This window comes from Bacillus sp. LSHTCR4 (genome assembly GCF_057197025.1).
The window spans coordinates 391,246-410,620 of record NZ_JBXUNO010000001.1 but is presented as its reverse complement, the minus strand read 5'-3'; the positions used below and the strand labels follow the sequence as shown (position 1 = coordinate 410,620).

At 34.7% G+C, this 19,375-nt stretch carries 18 protein-coding genes; 3 read left to right on the top strand and 15 right to left on the bottom strand.

Going from position 1 to position 19,375, the window contains the following annotated elements:
- Positions 1–2 precede the first annotated feature (2 nt).
- Positions 3–449: a MarR family winged helix-turn-helix transcriptional regulator gene (locus tag AC2CGR_RS02050; RefSeq protein ID WP_000203348.1), complete on the bottom strand. Its 447-nt coding sequence runs from the start codon at positions 447–449 to the stop codon at positions 3–5.
- Positions 450–639: 190 nt separating this feature from the next.
- Between AC2CGR_RS02050 and AC2CGR_RS02045 the strand changes: the two genes are divergently transcribed.
- On the top strand, positions 640–2,136 hold the full coding sequence (locus AC2CGR_RS02045; protein WP_087965301.1) for a DUF3149 domain-containing protein: 1,497 nt from the start codon (positions 640–642) through the stop codon (positions 2,134–2,136).
- A gap of 29 nt (positions 2,137–2,165) precedes the next feature.
- Here the strand turns inward: AC2CGR_RS02045 and AC2CGR_RS02040 are convergent, their stop codons facing one another.
- Positions 2,166–2,447 carry an aspartyl-phosphate phosphatase Spo0E family protein gene (locus AC2CGR_RS02040; RefSeq protein WP_000495541.1) on the bottom strand — a complete coding sequence of 94 codons (282 nt, stop codon included), beginning with the start codon at positions 2,445–2,447 and terminating at the stop codon, positions 2,166–2,168.
- 337 nt (positions 2,448–2,784) lie between these two features.
- Between AC2CGR_RS02040 and AC2CGR_RS02035 the strand changes: the two genes are divergently transcribed.
- A complete protein-coding gene (locus AC2CGR_RS02035) occupies positions 2,785–3,555 on the top strand; it encodes a divergent polysaccharide deacetylase family protein (protein ID WP_484480471.1) in 771 nt (256 codons plus the stop codon).
- A 66-nt stretch (positions 3,556–3,621) separates the two neighbouring features.
- On the opposite strand, the gene cbpA is transcribed toward AC2CGR_RS02035, so the two are convergent.
- The 11 genes from cbpA to AC2CGR_RS01980 form a co-directional block, all read right to left on the bottom strand.
- Positions 3,622–4,245, bottom strand: a complete 624-nt coding sequence (cbpA, locus tag AC2CGR_RS02030; protein WP_001264220.1) for a cyclic di-AMP binding protein CbpA — start codon at positions 4,243–4,245, stop codon at positions 3,622–3,624.
- 125 nt (positions 4,246–4,370) lie between these two features.
- Positions 4,371–5,000, bottom strand: a complete 630-nt coding sequence (locus AC2CGR_RS02025) for a class II aldolase/adducin family protein (protein WP_000895991.1) — start codon at positions 4,998–5,000, stop codon at positions 4,371–4,373.
- A gap of 247 nt (positions 5,001–5,247) precedes the next feature.
- On the bottom strand, positions 5,248–7,539 hold the full coding sequence (locus AC2CGR_RS02020) for an NEAT domain-containing leucine-rich repeat protein (protein ID WP_131101707.1): 2,292 nt from the start codon (positions 7,537–7,539) through the stop codon (positions 5,248–5,250).
- A gap of 411 nt (positions 7,540–7,950) precedes the next feature.
- Positions 7,951–8,733, bottom strand: a complete 783-nt coding sequence (locus AC2CGR_RS02015) for a DeoR/GlpR family DNA-binding transcription regulator (protein ID WP_000117661.1) — start codon at positions 8,731–8,733, stop codon at positions 7,951–7,953.
- A gap of 40 nt (positions 8,734–8,773) precedes the next feature.
- Entirely contained in the window at positions 8,774–9,958 is a 1,185-nt protein-coding gene (locus tag AC2CGR_RS02010) for a saccharopine dehydrogenase family protein (RefSeq protein WP_087965306.1), read from the bottom strand.
- Positions 9,955–11,052: a 2-aminoethylphosphonate--pyruvate transaminase gene (gene phnW, locus AC2CGR_RS02005; protein WP_484480470.1), complete on the bottom strand. Its 1,098-nt coding sequence runs from the start codon at positions 11,050–11,052 to the stop codon at positions 9,955–9,957. The genes AC2CGR_RS02010 and phnW overlap by 4 nt, the downstream gene beginning before the upstream one ends.
- A gap of 15 nt (positions 11,053–11,067) precedes the next feature.
- Positions 11,068–11,862, bottom strand: coding sequence for a phosphonoacetaldehyde hydrolase (gene phnX / locus AC2CGR_RS02000; protein WP_087965310.1), 795 nt, complete (start codon positions 11,860–11,862; stop codon positions 11,068–11,070).
- 170 nt (positions 11,863–12,032) lie between these two features.
- Positions 12,033–13,790, bottom strand: a complete 1,758-nt coding sequence (locus tag AC2CGR_RS01995) for a putative 2-aminoethylphosphonate ABC transporter permease subunit (protein ID WP_131101706.1) — start codon at positions 13,788–13,790, stop codon at positions 12,033–12,035.
- The gene (locus AC2CGR_RS01990; RefSeq protein ID WP_087965312.1) at positions 13,791–14,792 is read right to left on the bottom strand and encodes a putative 2-aminoethylphosphonate ABC transporter ATP-binding protein; all 1,002 of its coding nucleotides are present in this window, start codon (positions 14,790–14,792) and stop codon (positions 13,791–13,793) included. It lies immediately after the preceding gene.
- Positions 14,793–14,812: 20 nt separating this feature from the next.
- A complete protein-coding gene (locus tag AC2CGR_RS01985) occupies positions 14,813–15,889 on the bottom strand; it encodes a putative 2-aminoethylphosphonate ABC transporter substrate-binding protein (RefSeq protein WP_000750887.1) in 1,077 nt (358 codons plus the stop codon).
- Positions 15,890–16,117: 228 nt separating this feature from the next.
- Entirely contained in the window at positions 16,118–16,270 is a 153-nt protein-coding gene (locus AC2CGR_RS01980; RefSeq protein ID WP_000240799.1) for a hypothetical protein, read from the bottom strand.
- Between the two features lie 148 nt (positions 16,271–16,418).
- Here AC2CGR_RS01980 and AC2CGR_RS01975 point away from each other — a divergent pair, with 148 nt between their 5' ends.
- Positions 16,419–16,754: a DUF3905 domain-containing protein gene (locus AC2CGR_RS01975; RefSeq protein ID WP_131101704.1), complete on the top strand. Its 336-nt coding sequence runs from the start codon at positions 16,419–16,421 to the stop codon at positions 16,752–16,754.
- 38 nt (positions 16,755–16,792) lie between these two features.
- Here AC2CGR_RS01975 and AC2CGR_RS01970 read toward each other — a convergent pair whose 3' ends face one another.
- Positions 16,793–18,142: a TrkH family potassium uptake protein gene (locus AC2CGR_RS01970; RefSeq protein WP_048553823.1), complete on the bottom strand. Its 1,350-nt coding sequence runs from the start codon at positions 18,140–18,142 to the stop codon at positions 16,793–16,795.
- A gap of 23 nt (positions 18,143–18,165) precedes the next feature.
- Positions 18,166–19,359, bottom strand: coding sequence for an NAD(P)/FAD-dependent oxidoreductase (locus AC2CGR_RS01965; protein ID WP_270185369.1), 1,194 nt, complete (start codon positions 19,357–19,359; stop codon positions 18,166–18,168).
- Between the last annotated feature and the right edge of the window lie 16 nt (positions 19,360–19,375).

Sequence of the window (19,375 nt, the reverse complement as noted above, 5' to 3'; positions counted from 1 at the left end):
TATTATTTTTCATACTTACCAATTTTTTTTAATAAATCAAGTAATTCATCCTTTTCCTCTTTCGTTAACATTTCAAAAGACTGATGTATAACTTGCTCATGCCCTGGAAAAATAGAAGCAATAAAAGTCTCTCCAGACTCAGTTAATTGTGCATAAATAACACGTCTGTCATTCGGGCACGGAATTCTCTTTACCAGTCCCTTTTTCTCTAGCTTATCTACAACATATGTAATGCTGCCACTAGCTATTAAAATACGCTCACCAATTTGCTGAAGTGGTTGACCGCCTTTATGATATAGCAGTTCTAATACAGCAAACTCAGTTGGATTTAAACCGTTACTTTGTATAGATTTATTTGTAGTATCCATAACAGAACGATGTACACGAGATAATGCAATAAATACTTTTAAAGATTGAGAAATATCTTCTCGTTCATTATTTGATGTCATACAACTTTCAACCCTTCACTTAAATTCTCAGTAATAAAAAGAACAAACTAGTACTTCATATAAATTCCGAATGAGCATTCACTCATTCATTATCTCTCCCCAAATATATTATGAATGATTCTTGAATAAAAACATGACAATTTTAACATAGTTTATATATAATGATAATAAAAAAGAAGGAGTACCAAATTTGAAAGTCAAATTCCACAGCATAGTTTTATATATATTGCTTGTTATCCTACCAACTATAGGGATTGGTGCTACATTTTATTCATATCATTCATATAAAATGAAACAAGAAAACAAACGAGTTGCCCATACGGTTCTCTTTTTATACAGAGACTATTTAGATCACCACCTTGGCGAAGCAATTTCTGCATTAGAAATGCTCTCAAAGGTCGTAGGAACCGAGACTGGAAATATTAATGGAATGAAAGAAATTGTACATGATACAGATGGAAACGATGCACGTTTTTCTGGTCTATATTATGCTACACCAGAAGGTATCATTACAATCGTATCGGAAGGCGACCGACCACCTGTTGATGTCTCAGATCGTAAATATATTCAAAACGCATTACAAACTAAGAAAACAACTGTATCATCCGCCATTACAGATCGTGTTCTTGGTCATCAAGCTATTATGATTGCTTCTCCCATTTTCAATAAACAGAAGGAACTCTCAGGCTTATTGTTAGCAAGTTTACGCTTTGACTACATTTCATCATCTTTAAATGCCATTAAGCCACAATACCATTTTGAAGTAACTGATAAGTATGGTGTAGTTTTTCTAAACGATGATAATAACGAAACAAGTGATGCGCATTCTAATATGCTTACTACTCCACTCCAAAGATTAGATTGGAAGGTCTCTGTTTCTCCGTTACCTATTCATCAAAAAACTTTAAACCAGTGGGTTGCCGTAGAATGTATAGCTACTTTATTTTTAATGTCAATTTTATTTCTACTCGCTCAATATATGTTGTTAAAACGACAAACAAAACTGGAAAGACAACAAAATGAACTACAAAAAATTGAATTAGTTGGAACTTTTGCAGCTAGTACAGCCCACGAAATCCGTAATCCACTTACCGGAATTAAAGGGCTCGTTGCTCTATTAAAAGAGAAATATAAAGATGAACAAGATCAGTTCTATTTTTCCATCATCGAACAAGAAATAGAACGAATTAATGAAATTGTAAGCGAATTTCTTATTCTTGGAAAGCCAACTGCAATCATTGAACAAACATATGATGTGAGAACTATTCTAAATGAGGTAGCATTAATTATTCAATCTGAGGCGAATCTACATAACATTGTATTCCATTTACATTTGCCAGACCATCCTGTTCATATCCGTTGCTCAAAAGACCATATGAAACAAGTGGTTTTAAACATTACAAAAAATGCATTTGAAGCTATGGCTTCTAGTGATACACTAACTATTTCCGTAACAAACAATGCAACACACGCACAATTGCAAATTATAGATACTGGAAAAGGAATTCCAAAACATATTCAAAAACACCTCTTTCATCCGTTCTTTACTAATAAAGATACTGGAACAGGTCTTGGACTTGTCATCTGTAAACGAATTGTAGAGATGTACAATGGGCATATTTTTATTGACAGTATAGAAAACGAAGGAACGACAGTTCATATCGAAATTCCATTACACATAGTATAATTATCCTTATCCCTAAAGGGTAATTATACTTATTTCATAAAACCAGCCACAAGCATTCGCCAAAAATTACTTGATTTCCGTTCATACCCAATTTGAAAAATAGGTACCTTTATAATTGATAACCATTTTGGTGTTTGTTTTTCTTTATAACGCTGGTACTGTAAAATAAGCTTGTCCAATTCTTGACTAACTTGAATCGTCTCCGTACTATTTAACCCACTCGTTAAACCTAATTGAATCATCTCTTCACGTTTCATATGAATATCACGTGAAAGCTTTTCTAGTGTGTACTTCCTTTTTACAGTAAACATTCATATCCCCCTTATTATACTTCCATGCTCTCTACTTCACTTCTCCATCGGACTTTTAACTGCTTAATCGTATTTGAATTTGAAGAATCAGAAAATTTAACATTTTCTCCCTGTAATTTACAAATCTTTACCCTCACTTTGAGAATTATTACAAATTATTCTATCTTTGTAAATACATTCGCAATAATAGACAATTTTTTCATCTTCTTTTTTTACAAACATCAACTAAATAGCGGATTCTCTATTTTCCATATACTTTTCTTCGACATTTTTTGTTTAATTTATATAAAAAAGCAAACCATAATGATGATTGATAATATAGAAAGGAAATATTTATATGCGCAAATATACGATTGCATTGCTTATTTTGACTATGTTCTTACCATCCTGCTTGTTTCCTGTTCAAGCCAAGGCCCATACAAACAAAGTAGCTATTGTCATTGATGACTTCGGCAATAATATGAAGGGGACTGATAAAATGTTATCACTTCCTATTCCACTAACTGTTGCTGTTATGCCTTTTCTTCCTTCCACAAAGGAAGATGCGATAGCGGCTCATAAGAAAGGACACGAAGTTATTATACATATGCCAATGGAACCGATTAAAGGTAAAAAAGAATGGCTTGGACCAAAAGCAATTACAACTGATTTAAGCGACGAAGAAATAAACAACCGACTCGAACAAGCGATTCAAGAAGTACCACATGCAATTGGGATGAATAATCATATGGGCTCAAAAGTGACTGCGGACGAAAGAATTGTACGACTTATACTTGCAGCTTGTAAAAAACACGGTTTATTTTATTTAGATAGCAAAACAAATCCTAAGAGTGTCGTCCCAAAAATCGGGAAAGAATTAGGAGTGCCAATTATTGAAAATCAATTATTTTTTGATGACGTGTACACAGCGGCACATATTTCAAAACAAGCCCAATTACTCATTAATAAACTTCAAGAAAAACCGATTATGGTAGCTATCGGACATGTTGGGCCTCCAGGTGAAATTACATCACGTGTTATAGAGACTTCTATTCCTAAAATTCGTGAACATGCAGATTTTATTTTTTTATCCGATTTAGCATTATCTCCGCCTCCTGTTTCAAAATAAGATTCATGACTCAAACTAAAAAAGGAGCAATCTGCATATAGCAAATTGCTCCCTTTCCTTTTCATCTTAAATATAATCTACATGACTCACCCTGAATCCTTTTTTCTCTATTTTTTCGATTAATTGCTTTAATCTTTTTTCATTTAACTCATCTGTTATATTTACAATAACACGGCGAATATATTGATCGCCGTTATCTAGCGTAAATAGTCCACCGATATGAAATGATTTCAACAATGTCCCAAGTTCTTTAATCGTTCCCTTACAATCTTGTGTTGCAATCGTTAATATATAACCACCCGTCCGCATACCAAATGAGTCTTCAATAACATCAAATATATTGGAATGCGTTAAGATGCCAACAAATTCATTATAATCATTTAGTACAGCTAAAAACGGAAGACGACGAATAACATAAAATGCTCTGAAAAAAGAGTCCTTTTCAAAAATAAATGCAGTGGAATCTTCCAGCATATGTTCCGTACTTAATTCCTCTAATCCACCATTACACTTCTTTTCTAAAAGATCCACTTTATAAATAATCCCCATGAATTTCTTTTCATCTTCTGCTAATACAGGGATTGCTCGAAATCCCGTTTCATTCATAATTTGCAGAGCCTTCTTACCTGAATCGTTCATTTTGCAAAATGTTACTTGCTGTTTTGGCAGAAAATGATATTTAACTCGCAAAATATGTTCCTCCTTACATGTCAACATGTAATCTATATATAATAAGGAGACCTATATTTTATGAGTAAAATTATTTTTAAAACGCTTTCATTTACTTATTGACTTGTAACGACATCACAAATATTTCATATAACAGAGCTCTTTGCACCTTTTATCATTAACAATTTTACATGGTAGTTCATTAAATATTCTATACCCTCCAACCATTTTTTTGCTTCTTCTGGAGTTTTTCCCCACACAATCATGCCATAATTATGAACGAGAACTACTCCTCCACCTTCAATAAAATTCGGCACATTATTCTCTAATAAATCAGCGAATTTTTTCTCATCTTCTACAATGGGAATTGTCATTTCTGTTATACCTTCTTTTCCAAAAACACGTTCCACGGTACGTTTATCGAATGTTACTTCCCCTTCTTCTCCATACAACTCTGATATTAAATGACTATCTACAGTCTGTACTTGTAAAATACATTCTGCACTACTTTTTTTATAAATATCCGCATGCATAAATGATTCCGCAGCTGGTTTTTCTTCATTTTCAAATACTGGTTCACACATACAGTTTACAACAATAAAATCTTCTTCTGAAAATAACCCTTTATCCCTTCCCTCAACGTTTACTAAAAAAGTTAACGGCTCTTTTGACGTACAGAGTGATAAACTAATTTTTGTACCATAAAACCAATCACGAAGTGCTAGTTCAGATTTCACATCTTTTAATTCATTCCACTTCTTTAGAAAAAATAACATTTCGTCACCCCCGGCGTAATATTCATATAATGTTCGAATCCTTTCTATGTAAAAGGAGTATTTTTTGATTATTCTAAAAATTTAATTGAATTATCACATGAGAATGTCTTTTTGTCAATATAGTTTCACAGCTCTTCTTTAAAATGGGCCTTCATATGTCTATACTCCTGTCTATTGACTATTTCATTTTATACATAAAAAATACGTTATTCTTTTTCAATCAAAGAATAACGTATTTTCTCATCTTTTATTTCGTTATTGCGTTATATAAGAACTGTGCATATTGTTCACGTGTTACAAAATCATCACCTAAAAATTTTCCTTTTCCATCACCTTTTGATATGTTATTATCCACTAACGCTTTCACATATCCTTCTGCCCAATGACCAGTTGGTACATCATTAAAGTTCACTTTATTATTTTCATCTTCTTTTAACTGAAATACTTTATATAATACTACAGACATTTCGTATCGAGTTAATACTCCATCTGGACGAAATTCCCCAGCACCATCTCCTTGCATAATTCCAGCTTGCGCAACTGTAGCAATATCTTGTTCAAACATATGCCCTTTCGTATCTGTAAATCTCTCTTTCTGCTCTACTTTATTTTCTAATTTCAAGTACCTTTGTACTAAAGATGCAACTTGTCCACGAGTAATACTATCCCCAAATCCAAATTGTCCATTTCCATATCCCTTGAAAATATTTTCTTTCGCTAAATAGTTAATTGCTTCTTCTGACCAATGTCCTTTTGGCACATCTTTAAATTCTACTTTTTCATCTTCTTTGGAAGTGTTATCTCCTTGGCTTTCTACCACATTTTGAATCACAGATCCTGTGAAGAAGATTCCTGTATCCGCAAATGGATCTTTCACACCAAATTCGTATATTTTCTCGCCTAATGTACTCCACTTAACTGCATCATTACTATACGTACCACCTTCGCTCTTCAAACGAATTTTTGTAGAAATTTTACCATCTTTTTCGTATATAGGTACTTTTACTTCTTTATTTACTTCTGTTTCCTCTAAAAATACTTTTTGATTTTGAACATTGATGTAGGCTGTTTTACTTAGTTCTATCACTGGCCGAACATCACGAATTTCATTTGCAACAAAACTTAAGAATACTAACTTTTTCAAATTACTAGCTGGTGTTAAGTCTGAAATATAATTCGCTTCTAAATCAAGTTTTTGTAAGTTTACTAGACTTGATAATGGCGTAATATCCTTTAACTCATTGTTAGGTAAGTGTAATTCTTTCAACTGTGTCATCTTACTTAGCGGAGTAACATCTTTTATTTCATTTTTCCCGATCCACAATTCTTCTAATTGCTTCATTTGCTCAATGCCGGATAAATCTTTAACTTTATTACGTGTTAATACTAAGTCTGTTAAAGGTAATGAATATAACGGTTTAATATCTTCAATTTGATTACCTGCTAAAGTTAAGTATGTTACATTTTTCAACGCGCTTAATGGCGCAACATTCGTAATTTTATTATTTGCTAAATTCAAGTAATCTAGTTGTTCCATTTTCGCTAATGCTGTTACATCTTCTATTTGGTTACCTGATAGATATAAACTTTTTACATTTTTCATTTCAATTAGTGGTGCAACGTTTGTAATTTTATTATTACTCAAATCAAGAGACTCTAAATGATCCATCTTAACAAGTGGCGTTACATCTGAAAATTCATTACCACGCAATGCTAAATGTTTCAATTGCTTTAAGCTCGTAAAGAATGATGGATCTTTTATCTTCGCATTCGCAACTGTTAAAGATTTTAAATTTGGCATATATTTTAATGCACTATAATCAAGTATCTCATTCGTATTTAAAAATAAATCCTTTACTTGTAATAACTCTTCTTTCGTAATTGGTGTATTTAAATCTTTTCTATTAAATACTTTTTTATTCACAAGTTCTCTTAATTTGTTATCTGTTATCATATTTTGATTATCAACTGGATGATCCGTTTCCGTATTGCCTGAATTAGAGTTATCATCTGGTTTCTCTGTTTCTTTGTTACCTACAGTTGGATCTTTAATTTCAAATTGAACTTGATATTTGTGATCATATCCAATAGCCGGAATAAGTATATGCATTTGCATATTGTGCTTCTTCTCAAACTCGCCAATTTCAAATTGAACTACTTTCGTTCCATTCTTCCTCTTATCTTCTGACAAAACTTTCACATCATGAAATACACCTGGCTGGTTTCTATCTTCTATTCTAAGATATTGAAAATAATCGCTATCCTGCATTGTTACAGTAACAATTTTTTTGCCAGCTGCAATCGTTACTTTAGGATCTTTTATATATTGAGAAACCATAGATGGCTCGTCTTTTTGGTCCTTATATATTTTAATCTCAGTAGCGTATGTACGTTCACTAGCTGCTACCACCGACTGATTTGCTTCAGCTTTTAGTGCTGCTAACGCTGGAGTAGAGTATGCAGCAAATGGAATTGCTAATGTTGTCGCTACTACTAGCGCCTTCATATAATTTTTTTTCAAAATAATATCCCCTATCATATATAATTTTCATAATTGATAAATGTTATCAATTATCCACAAATAAATGATAATGAATATCATTATCATTGTCAACGAGAATATTACATTAAATTTATATTTTTAAAGGTGAAAAATAAAAAAGCCCTTTATTCAAAGAGCTTTTTTACCTATCGTATGAAGAATTTCATTTTTTTCCTTCTCATTGATGACACCGATTTTTTGCAAAATATTCGCGTACAATACAAGTTTATTATATATTCGTTCTGACATGTTCTCCCTTCTTTCCTTCGACCAACTTTTTTTGTATTGGTAAATTATATGAAAGAGATGAGAAAATGTGTCCACTTTTTGCATAAATACAAATCTTTTATCCCGCTGTTTGCTGGCAGTAGAACTCCCACCTTAAAATCGGGTAGGAGTTCAATGTATTTAGCAAATTGTCCATTGAATATTATGTTTTTTAACTTCCTCTTCAAAACTATAGGGCATTTTTTTATCACAAATAACATGCTGAATACGGGAAAATGCTGCTATTCGATAATTCCCTTTTACGCCTACCTTTGTATGATCACATAGAATATATGTTTTTTCCGCTAATTTCATCATCGCTTCTGACAGTTTCGCCTTTTCTAATTCAAAACTAGAAACTCCAAAACCAGGTAATAATCCATCAATCGAAACAAATGCTTTATGAAAATGAAATTGCTGGATTACTTGCTGCGAAATAGATCCTGATACGCGTGAATGTTTTGGAGATACTTTTCCACCAATAAATAAAACTTCACCGTGAAACATCTTTTTATTAATAGAAGAAATTAATTGTGTCGCTACTGGAAATGAACTTGTTACAATCGTTAAATTTTTGCGATGTACAAGATATGGTACCATTTGAAGTGGTGTACTTCCGTCATCAATCGCAATCACATCTCCATCTTCTACAAATGTTGCTGCTTTATATCCAATTCTCTTCTTCTCTTCTATATGCAGCATCTCTCGTTCCAACATTGGTGCCTCTATTCCAGCTCCTGGAAGTTGTACGGCTCCACCATACACTTTTTTTAACTTTTTTTCACGATCCAATTCTTCTAAATAACGGCGAATCGTCTCCGTTGATACAGCAAACTCTCTCGCTAATTCTGAAACTTTTACTTTCCCTTTAAACTCTACCTTCTCAAGGATAGTTCGCTTTCTTTCTTCACCTACTACAGACATAACCTCACCCCATTAATTTCTACGCCATAAACCGCCTTACTTATACAAAGTTATAACTTTCTTTGTAAGTAGAAACTTCTTCATGAATATGAATACCACGCTTTTTTAGTTCATCAAAAATAATTTGTGGTTTGACAAAAGCTTCCTCAGGTGTCACAACACCAACTTTATTTACATCCCCATTTGCGATTAACTCTGTAGCAACCCCAAATGGAATACCGACGTTTCTCGTATAAGCTCTTAATTTTTCCCATCCTATAACAGATCCATCAGATAACGGGTGTGTATGATATAATACGCGTCTTTGTTTCTCATTATTTTTCATACCTATTACTTCTACATGAAGTGCATAACCGTAAATTTCTGTTTCTTGTCCTTCTTTCGATTGCAATAAATACTTCGAAATACAATCCATAATGCCGATTTCTTTTCCATTTATGTCAACCCGATCATTACGCAATATACCATAATCATATAAAGCACGTACGAGCTGCATATTTTGCTTTGGCCAAGTTCCTCTCGTCTCTATCAGTTTAACGCCTTTATTTTCTAATGCTTTTGCTAACGTAATCGTTTCAGAATGCGGTATGATATACTGCATTGCCTTACCATAAGGCGCCGGTAATTCAATTTCTCTTGGACGCGCAAACGGAGGTACTTGTTTAAACTCACCATCTTCATATACTGTACGCGATGGTAAATGTGGATCATATTCATATGTCGTTGTTTCTGTAATGGATGCAGAAAAAGCAATTGGGCGATACGAGCCATGACTGACACGAACTGACTCTACAGTATCTAGCTGATTTGCTGCATGCATTGCCATCATTTGCGTTACACCTGGCGTCATACCAAAACCAGGTAAACACGTTTTTCCGTTTTGAACAAATACAGAATGAAATTCATTTTCTTCACCAAATCCATTCAAATTCACACCGTGACAACCTGCTTCTGCAATACATCGAGTAGACAATCCATTTAATTTAATTGTCGTACCATCCATTACAATGTCATAGCCTTTCATTTTTGCAACCGTATCCCCGTGATTCGTTACATCTACTTTCACAAAATCAACACGAGGATCGTTGAGCCATTCTACTACTTTCAGGCCCTCTTCTTCATTAAAATCAGCTACTGTAATCGTCTCAAAAGATGAAAATTGCACTAAATCTAAAATTGCTTCACGACAAATTTTACCTGCTCCACCTAAGCAAAATACTTTCAACCTATAACAACCCCTTTAGCAATACTATCTACTAAACGATTTATGTCTTCCTCATATACATCCCCAATATTTCCAATGCGGAACGTATCTACTTTTGAAATTTTCCCAGGATAAATAACAAATCCATAGCGTTTTAACTCATTGTATAACTGTTGAAACTCGAAGTTCCCTTCCGGGTAAATGAAAGATGTAATAATAGGAGATTGATATTTTTCATCTACGAGTGGCTTAAAGCCAATTTCCCCCATTCTATTCACTAATAGTTTTTGGTTATTGTAATATCGATTGTAACGTGCGCTTACTCCGCCTTCTTTTTCTAATTCAAGCAAAGCTTGATAAAAAGCATGTACAACATGTGTAGGTGACGTAAAACGCCATTTTCCATTTTGATTTTCCATCGTTTCCCATTGATCGTATAAATCTAAAGATAATGAACGTGCCTGCCCTTTACATTTCAACAATTCATCGCGCTTTGCAATAACAAATCCGAACCCTGGAACCCCTTGAATACATTTATTCGCACTACTAATTAGAAAGTCAATTTGCAACTCAGCGATATCTATTTCAATACCACCAAAACTACTCATTGCATCAACTAATGTTACTTTTCCGTATTGCTTACCTAATTTACATACGTCTACAATTGGATTCATAATGCCTGTTGTTGTTTCACAATGAACAACTGCAATATGTGTAATATCTTTATCTTGTTGTAATATCTTTTCTACTTCTACAATATTAGTAGGCTCCCACTCTTCTGTTTGACTGACCACCACATCTATATGTAACATCTCTGCCATTTGTACAATTCGCTTACCGTACGCACCATTTGTACAAACGAGCAGCTTCCCATTTGCCGAAATAACAGAACCAATTACTGCTTCAACTGAAAACGTACCGCTTCCTTGCATTAACACTGTTGTATATTTCTCTTCTTCCTTCGTCGCTAACGATACAAGTTTAGCTCTTACTTCTTGCACCATCGTATTATATTCAACATCCCACGTACACCAATCGTATAGCATAACTTCTTTTACTGATTTTGTTGTCGTTAATGGTCCTGGCGTTAATAATAAGTAGTGATTTTCAGTCATGATCCTATTCCCCTTTTATGAAATAATAAGTTCTTGTTTTTCGATATGTTCCATTACGCTTTCGAGTTCCTGCATCGTTTCAATCGTAAAGTGTGCCCCATTTTCCACGAAACGATTACGAACTACTTCTATTTTTTCACGAAGTTCTGCTGGATCCATATTCTCCACTTCTTCTTCCGTTAAACCAAGCTCGCTACTGCCAAGAATTACACCAACTGTCCACATTCCAGCATTTCTACCTTCTTTCATATCTGATACTGTGTCCCCTACTTTTATCATATGGTTCATCGGATACACACCCAGTTCCATTGCATTTTTATAGCACATCCATGGGTATGGACGTCCCGCTGGAACATCATCTGGCGTCACAAGAAAATCGGGTTTATACCCTTGTATTTCGGCTTCTTTTGCTACAATGTCCATCATTTCTCTCGTATAACCAGTCGTTGAGCCAATTTTGATTCCTCTTTCACGTAAAGAAGCAATCACTTCCTTTACTCCATGAATTGGCGACGCATAGCGCGGTAAAATAGTGAAGAGGATCTCTTCAAATTCTTCATACATCTCCTGAATGTCTGTTTCTGTTGGTAACTGTCCGAAAACACGATTCCACTCACTCGCGATACGAGGCATCTCTGTAAGTGCCCTTACGTGATCAATTTTTAATAACCCCATTGGCTTACGTGCTTCTTCTGCTGTAATTGCCACACCGCGTTTATGGAAAATCTCCATAAATACTTCCAGTGGTGCAAAACATCCGTAATCAACTGTCGTACCTGCCCAATCAAAAATAACCGCTTCTACTTTCATTCAATCCATCACCCTTCTTATTTATCCCGCGTTAACGGGCAGTAAGACTTCCCCCTCAAAATTCGGCTGGAGCAAAAAAGTTAAGTAGGAGATCAACTGCCCGTAAACGCCCGATTGGTTCAACTAATAATCAGTAGGGGAGAAACACCCCCACTGATTAAAGTTTCACTTTATCTTTTTTGCCATTGTGACGTTCGGTTACGAAGTGCTTTCGTTCCCCATTCATATACAACTCTCACTACAATATTTGTAACAACAATAAGTACACTCATTGCAGCTGCTGGCGCTACATTTCCTGCATCATCCATATTTACGATTGATACGGCAGCTAGTTTAAAATCAGCTGCGTATAAGAATACAACTGCTGACACAGTTACCATTGAATTTACGAAGTAGTACATGACCATTTCTAAAATGGCTGGTAAACACATTGGTACTGTTACTCTAAAGAATGTTTTATAAAACGGAATGCCCATCGACTGCGAAACAAGTTCAAACTCTCGGTCTAATTTCTTTAAGGCAGTCGTTGCCGTGACAAATGTTACAGAATAAAAATGAATGATATTTACTAGTACTAATACAGCGATTGTTCCGTATAAAGAATGAAACGGATTCGTTACTGAAAGTCCAAGTATTTGAATCGTTGGTTGACTAAAGAAAAAGACGTATCCCAATCCAAGTACTAGACCTGGGATTGCTAAAGGTACGATAGAGAAAAAGTAACCTGTTTTTCGGAAAAATTGTAGCTGGTCTATTTTCTCAATTGCATATGCGAATACAAATGTTAAAATCGCCCCAATAACTGCTGTAACTGCTGAGACAATTACACTATTTTTAAATGCTTCAAGTCCATCTCCTGTTAAACTCGAAAAATTAAAATGCTCAAATGTAAAACTCATATTATATGGCCATACTTTCACACTTGCCGCAATGCCAACTGCCACAAATAAAAGAATAATCATAAGTGTAATCACACTACAATATATGAATGAGACTACATCTCTTTTCTTATTAGCCGTTATTCTATATGGCACCGCTTTTGAAGATAAGAAATTTGCCTGCTTTCTTTGCGTAATACGATCAACTGCAAACGCGAATATAGCCGGGATTAATAAAATCATTCCGACAGTTGCACCCATCGGCATATTTTGTTGCCCAATTACTTGTTTGTATACATCAGTAGCAAGTACATTATATTGCCCACCAACAATTTTGGGTGCGCCAAAATCAGTAAAACTAAGTGTAAACACAACGAACATCGCACTAATTAATCCGTACTTTACACTAGGTAAAGTAACAGTGAGAAATTGCTTTGTTTTACTCGCTCCTAACATATTAGAAGCTTCATATAAACGATAATCAGAGCCTTGGAAAGCAATTAGCAATATAAGAAAGGCTTGTGGAAATGTATACATGACTTCAGCCATTACAATTCCTACTGGTCCATATAAAGGGATTTGTATCCCTTCAAACAAGCCAAACATCCCTTTCGTTACTAATCCTTGATTACCAAATAAATATGTCAGTGCGATACCGTGCATCATCGTTGGTGCGAATAACGGTAACAACGCGACATATTGAAATACACGCTTTCCAAACACATTCGTACGAGCAATTGCATAGGCGTAAGCGAACGCAAGTGTCACCGCAATAATTGTTGTCGCGCCCGAAATCCATACCGTATTTTGTAATGATTGAACTAGCGTTGGTGTTGTGAAATATTTACTGAAATTCGCAACACCAATGAAAGCTCCATCTTTATCATAAAAAGCTTGTGTAAACAGTTGTAATAGTGGCAATACAAGCATAACTAAAAAGGCCAGAAGCATACCGATAATTAATAGTCTTTGTATCCACTCTTCTTTACCGATACGTCTCTTAATCTTTTTTTTCATATTTTCTATCTTTAAATTTTCTAACATCTCCATCTATACAACAACCTTCTTTCCATATGACAACATATGATTTTCTGAGAAAGAGATTTGAATCGGCTTTCCTTTCCTAATAGCTGTTTTTTCTACTTCTGATGCCAATATATCTACAACGATTTTCTCATTATATAGATGTGTTTTCTCATCTATAACTCGCACTTCTGTCCGGTATACAGATCCGCGGAACTCCATACTTTCCACAACCGTTTTAATACCATCATTTTGTACAAGCGTCACATGTTCAGGACGAATTGCATGTTCTTCATTATTTTTCGAAAAGAAATTAATAGAACCAATAAAATCTGCCACAAACGGATTGGCTGGTCTTTGATAAATCTCCTCTGGTGTTCCAATCTGCATAATTTCCGCATGATTCATTACAACAATTTTATCAGCCATCGTTAATGCCTCTTCTTGATCATGCGTGACCATAATAGTTGTTACTCCTACTTTTTCTTGCAAATCACGCATTTCTCTACGTAACTTTTCACGTACTTTTGCATCTAAAGCAGATAACGGCTCATCTAGTAACAAAATATCCGGAGACAGAGCGAGTGCACGTGCAAGTGCCACTCGCTGCTGTTGTCCACCAGACATTTGAGCAGGATATTTATCTTTTACATTCAGTAAATCAACTAGTTCTAATGCCGATAGCGCCTTCTCTTTTACTTCTACTTTTCCATATTTTTTTGTCTTTAAGCCGTATTCAATGTTTTCAAGTGCTGTTAAATTCGGAAATAATGCATATGATTGAAACACCATTCCGAAATTTCTCTTTCCAGGAGGTAATGCTGTAATATCTTTTCCATTCACAGCTATACTACCTGTTGTTGCCTCTTCTAGCCCTGCTAAAATTCGAAGCAATGTTGTTTTCCCACAGCCACTTGGGCCTAACAAACATACAAACTCATTTTTTTTCACAGTAAAAGAAATATCTTTTAACGCTGTAAATGCATCAAACTGTTTTTGAATGTGTTGAATTGATAAATATTCGCTCATTTTTTCTCTCTCCCACTCACTTACTTTTTCGGTTCTGCTTTTTGGCCAAACTCTTTTTCCCATTTTTCTAAAATTTTGTCGCGATTTTCTGCTGCCCACTTAAAGTCATTCTTTTTGTATAACTTTTCCGTCACATCTTTAGGGAATCCATCTGGAAGTTTATAATCATTTTTAATTGTCGCAAATCCATTTTTCTCGAAGTATAACTTCATTACATCATCAGTAATTGCCCAATCTAAAAATGCTTGCGCTAATTTTTCATTTTTTGCATTATCTTTTTTAATAAGTGCATTTGCTTCTACTTCCCAACCTAATCCTTCTTTCGGCAATACAACTTCAACTGGTGCACCTTTTTGTTTCTCTTTCAAAGCACTATAAACCATCGATACGCCAACTGGATATTCACCCGCACCTGCTAATTTTGCTGGTTTTGAACCTGAATGCGTATAAGTTGCCATATTATCATGAAGTTTCTTCATGTAATCCCAGCCTTTATCTTCCCCCATAATTTGTAACCATGCAGAAACTGTTAAAAATCCTGTTCCAGAAGAAGCTGGATGTGGCATAACAAGCGTTCCTTTATATTCTGGTTTCGTTAAGTCTTCGTATGATTCTGGCATCGGTAAATTTTTCTTCTTTAATTCTTCTTTATTTATAGCAATCCCCGTCATAAATGCAGTATTTCCTACCCATTTTTCTGGTTGTTTGTCATCTTTAAATTGCGGAAGAACGCGATCCGCTCCTTTTGGAGAGTATCCTTTTAACATATCTTTTTTATCTAAAGCTAATAGACTTGATGCTGCAGTTCCCCACACAACATCTGCTTGTGTATTTTTCCCTTCAGCTAGCAATTTCGCTGTAATAACTCCAGTTGAATCACGAACAATGTTCAGCTTCACATCTGGATATTTCTTTTTAAAAGAATCAAGATAAATTGGTACAAGCTCTTCTTCAATCGCTGTGTAAACAGTTAATGATCCAGATAATTTATCATCTTTTACTTTTGCCCCAGCACTTTCTTCTTTCTTTGCACCACACCCCATTAATAACGAAAATACCATTCCAGTTGCTACAGCTTTAAAGATTGTTTTCTTCACTGTCTCTCTCTCCTTTTACAAATCTTATGTACAACTCAAATATAAACAACTAGTGTAAAAGCAGTATTAAACCAACATTAATCTTTTGTTTGTTGTTTGTTTTTGTGTAATACGTTGCTACTTCTATGTTTTTTCGCATTTTTCTGCTAATAATGAACACTAAATTTACAAATAATTAAAAAAACCTTTATAATCCCACAAAAAAATGAGGCGTTTGTAAAAAACGCCTCATTTTTGTTTACCTTTTTTTGAATTACGATTTGCATACTTCGCGCTATTTTCTCCTTCATACTCTAATGCAAATTCTGCATCTGGTAAGCTTTCTTTCGGAGTTTTATTATTGTTGATTGCCGCATTTTGTTTCACTTTTCTTTTTACCAATACATTCACCTGCTCTCAAGAAATCACTTTCTACTCTAGTTTGAAACAACTTAAAATAATTATTACTGGCAAGTGTTAACAAGTACATAAGAAGCGTTCGATGGAAATACTACGTATGAAGAAATCATTATAAAAAGGAGCGATGATTTTGAAGAAAAAAGAAAAGATTCAATCACCAATTTTAGACGAAACGCTCCCGCATCAAATGAATTTTCCATCTTTTAAAGGAACAGAAAAAACGATGCAACAACCTTTCGTAAATCAATATGATGTTGTAATTGGGGACAGTAAATATAATTCCGAGAACAGTCCGCTTCACAATTGGAGTGATGAAGTAGATCCTGCCATTATGGCTGGCGATGAGTGGATTCATCCTACAAATGATATTGGGTGGATTTCAGAAGAAAATCAAGAGTTGCTAAAAAACGAATCAGATAATAAAAATGAAGCTTTTATGCATCCACAATTTGGAATTAACGACTAAAAAACCATTCTACCTAATGTAGGTAGAATGGTTTCATACTATCCAATAATAATCCGCTCTTTCGGGTATTTATAGCGAGGTGGTTGTTCCCTTCCACCACTAGCTAAAATAAATGTTAAAATACCAACGCGTCCGATAAACATAAGCACAATGAGTACAAGTTTCCCAACAGTTGTTAAATCAGGCGTAACACCTGTTGATAGTCCCGTCGTTCCGAAAGCAGAACAAACTTCAACAATTAAGCTCATAAGCGGTACATTTTCCGTAATAGATAAAATGAATAGCGCAGTAGCACATAACAAAATCCCCATCGTCATAACGACAGATGCTTTCAGTACATCCTCTTCATGTAGCTGACGTTTGAAGACTCTAACTGTTCTACCGCCTCTTGCAAAGGTGTATAGTGACAATATACTAACAGCAAATGTTGTTGTACGTATTCCGCCCCCAACCGAACTTGGAGATGCCCCTATAAACATTAATATACTCATAAATAAAAGTGTCGGTTGTGACAATTCACGTATATCCATCGTAGCAAGTCCACCACTTCGCGTCGTCACAGATTGGAATAATGTATAAAATACAGTTTCATGCCATGACTTTCCTACTAAAAAATGATTTCTCTCCAGTAAAAAAATCATAATTGTACCAACAACAACGAGTGCAAAAAATGTTGTTGTCGTCAATTTTGTAAATAATGAAAAACGAAATAATTGTTGTCCCCTTTTACTAAGGAATTGTTTCACTTCCATTAGTACTGGGAAACCAATCGCGCCTAAAATAATCAGTAACATATGAATCATTTGAACAATGTAATCTTTTTTATACGGAATTAGCGATTGTCCTGTTAAATCAAATCCACCGTTCGTAGTTGCACTAACAGCCGCAAAGAAACCGTGAAAATAAGCTTCTTGCCAAGTTGGAAAGTAAAGTAAGAATCTTGTACCTAATAATATTGCTCCAATAAGTTCTATTGAAATAATTACAATTAAAATGGAACGCATCAATTCTACAAGGCCTGATAAATTCCCTTGATTATGGTCTGCCATAATCAGCCTTCTTCTCTGCAAACCAATCTTTTTTCCTGTTATAATCCAAACGAATGTACCAAGCGCCATAATTCCTAAGCCGCCCAATTGTAAAATAAGGGCTAAAATAATAATTCCTGCTGTAGTAAATGTATCTGAAATCGTAATAACAGACAGGCCCGTAACACTTACCGCACTAACCGATGTAAAAAGTGCATCTATAAATGTCCATTTGACACCAGGCTTCGTAACAAACGGTAAACTAAGTAATATCACCGATACAACTACCGCTAATAAATAAAACAGCACGATGAGTTGTACAGGGCGTAATTTTTGTAAAAACTTTTTTATATCTCTCATTCCATCACTTCGCTACCTTTTTTCTATCGATTAAATAAAGAAAAATCTTTACTTTCTTTATTTGTAAATAACTGCTCAAATAATTTGGCAAAGACCATTCCATATACAGTTCCATTACCTCCATACGGCAATGCGTAAAACAAATTATGTATCTTATCGTCTTCTTTTAAAATGGGGAGACCATCATGAGTACCACCAAATGCGGCTGCCCAATAGTAGTCTGCCTGTATATTTTTATACTGCGGGAACATCTCTTTTACAATATTAATAAGGATATCACGCTTATGCAATAATTTCGTATCACCGATTGTTTGAATTTTCATCGATTCATCTAATCCACCTACAATAATACGATTTTCATACGTCCGAAAATATAAGTAAGGACGTGCTGTTTCCCAAATTAATGATTGTTCATGCCAGCCTTCAAATGAATCTACCTTATTTGTCACAACTGCATATGATGTTTCCACTGCTGTATTTTTTTCTTTCTTTCCAAAAAGCGCTTCATAACCCGTTGCCATAATAATATTCTTTGCTACAATTTGATTTCCTGTTTTCGTGTAACAAATTAAATCATTTTGACGTTTTTTTATATGTATGGCCTCTGTCTGTTCATATATAGTAGCACTCATTTGATTTGCTTTATGCAAAAGGCTATGCACTAATAAATACGGATTCACCTCAGCATCACCTTGCGTATATAACGCTGCTTGTTTTGCAAAAGAATAACGTTTCTTAATATCAGCTTCTGTAAAATATTCAACTGGAAATCCATAATTCTGTAACGTATTATATTCCTCTTGTAAAAATGAGATATCCTCACTTTTACTTGCATAATATAAACTATTTCGCGGAATAAAATGGGGATCAATATCAAGAGTCGGTATAACCTCTTCCATTGTTCTTAGCGCTTCATAACAAAGCTTATATGCTCGTACCCCTTTTTCTTTACCAAATGTATGGATAAGAGAGGTTAACGATTTATCATGAAGAAATTGTAGTAAACCTGTATTAGCAGCTGTGCTACCACACGCAATTGCTCTTTTTTCAATCAGTGTAACACTCATGCCGATTTTCGCTAACGAATGCGCTATATGAGCACCGGCTTCGCCGCTTCCGACTACAAGCACATCACATATCATATCATTTTCTAACGACGGATAACAAGGTACAGAAACTCCTGTATTCCAAAACAACTTACCAGTCATAAGTTTCATAATTATACTCCTAAAA

Coding starts and splice junctions, on each gene's coding strand:
- phnX (WP_087965310.1), bottom strand. CDS start 11,862: ATGAAAGTAGAAGCGGTTATTTTTGATTGGGCAGGTACGACAGTTGAT.
- AC2CGR_RS02025 (WP_000895991.1), bottom strand. CDS start 5,000: ATGTTATTTTTTCTAAAGAAGTGGAATGAATTAAAAGATGTGAAATCT.
- AC2CGR_RS02040 (WP_000495541.1), bottom strand. CDS start 2,447: ATGTTTACTGTAAAAAGGAAGTACACACTAGAAAAGCTTTCACGTGAT.
- AC2CGR_RS01995 (WP_131101706.1), bottom strand. CDS start 13,790: ATGGAGATGTTAGAAAATTTAAAGATAGAAAATATGAAAAAAAAGATT.
- AC2CGR_RS01970 (WP_048553823.1), bottom strand. CDS start 18,142: ATGAGAGATATAAAAAAGTTTTTACAAAAATTACGCCCTGTACAACTC.
- AC2CGR_RS02020 (WP_131101707.1), bottom strand. CDS start 7,539: ATGATAGGGGATATTATTTTGAAAAAAAATTATATGAAGGCGCTAGTA.
- AC2CGR_RS01990 (WP_087965312.1), bottom strand. CDS start 14,792: ATGAGCGAATATTTATCAATTCAACACATTCAAAAACAGTTTGATGCA.
- AC2CGR_RS02035 (WP_484480471.1), top strand. CDS start 2,785: ATGCGCAAATATACGATTGCATTGCTTATTTTGACTATGTTCTTACCA.
- AC2CGR_RS02015 (WP_000117661.1), bottom strand. CDS start 8,733: ATGTCTGTAGTAGGTGAAGAAAGAAAGCGAACTATCCTTGAGAAGGTA.
- AC2CGR_RS01965 (WP_270185369.1), bottom strand. CDS start 19,359: ATGAAACTTATGACTGGTAAGTTGTTTTGGAATACAGGAGTTTCTGTA.
- phnW (WP_484480470.1), bottom strand. CDS start 11,052: ATGACTGAAAATCACTACTTATTATTAACGCCAGGACCATTAACGACA.
- AC2CGR_RS02050 (WP_000203348.1), bottom strand. CDS start 449: ATGACATCAAATAATGAACGAGAAGATATTTCTCAATCTTTAAAAGTA.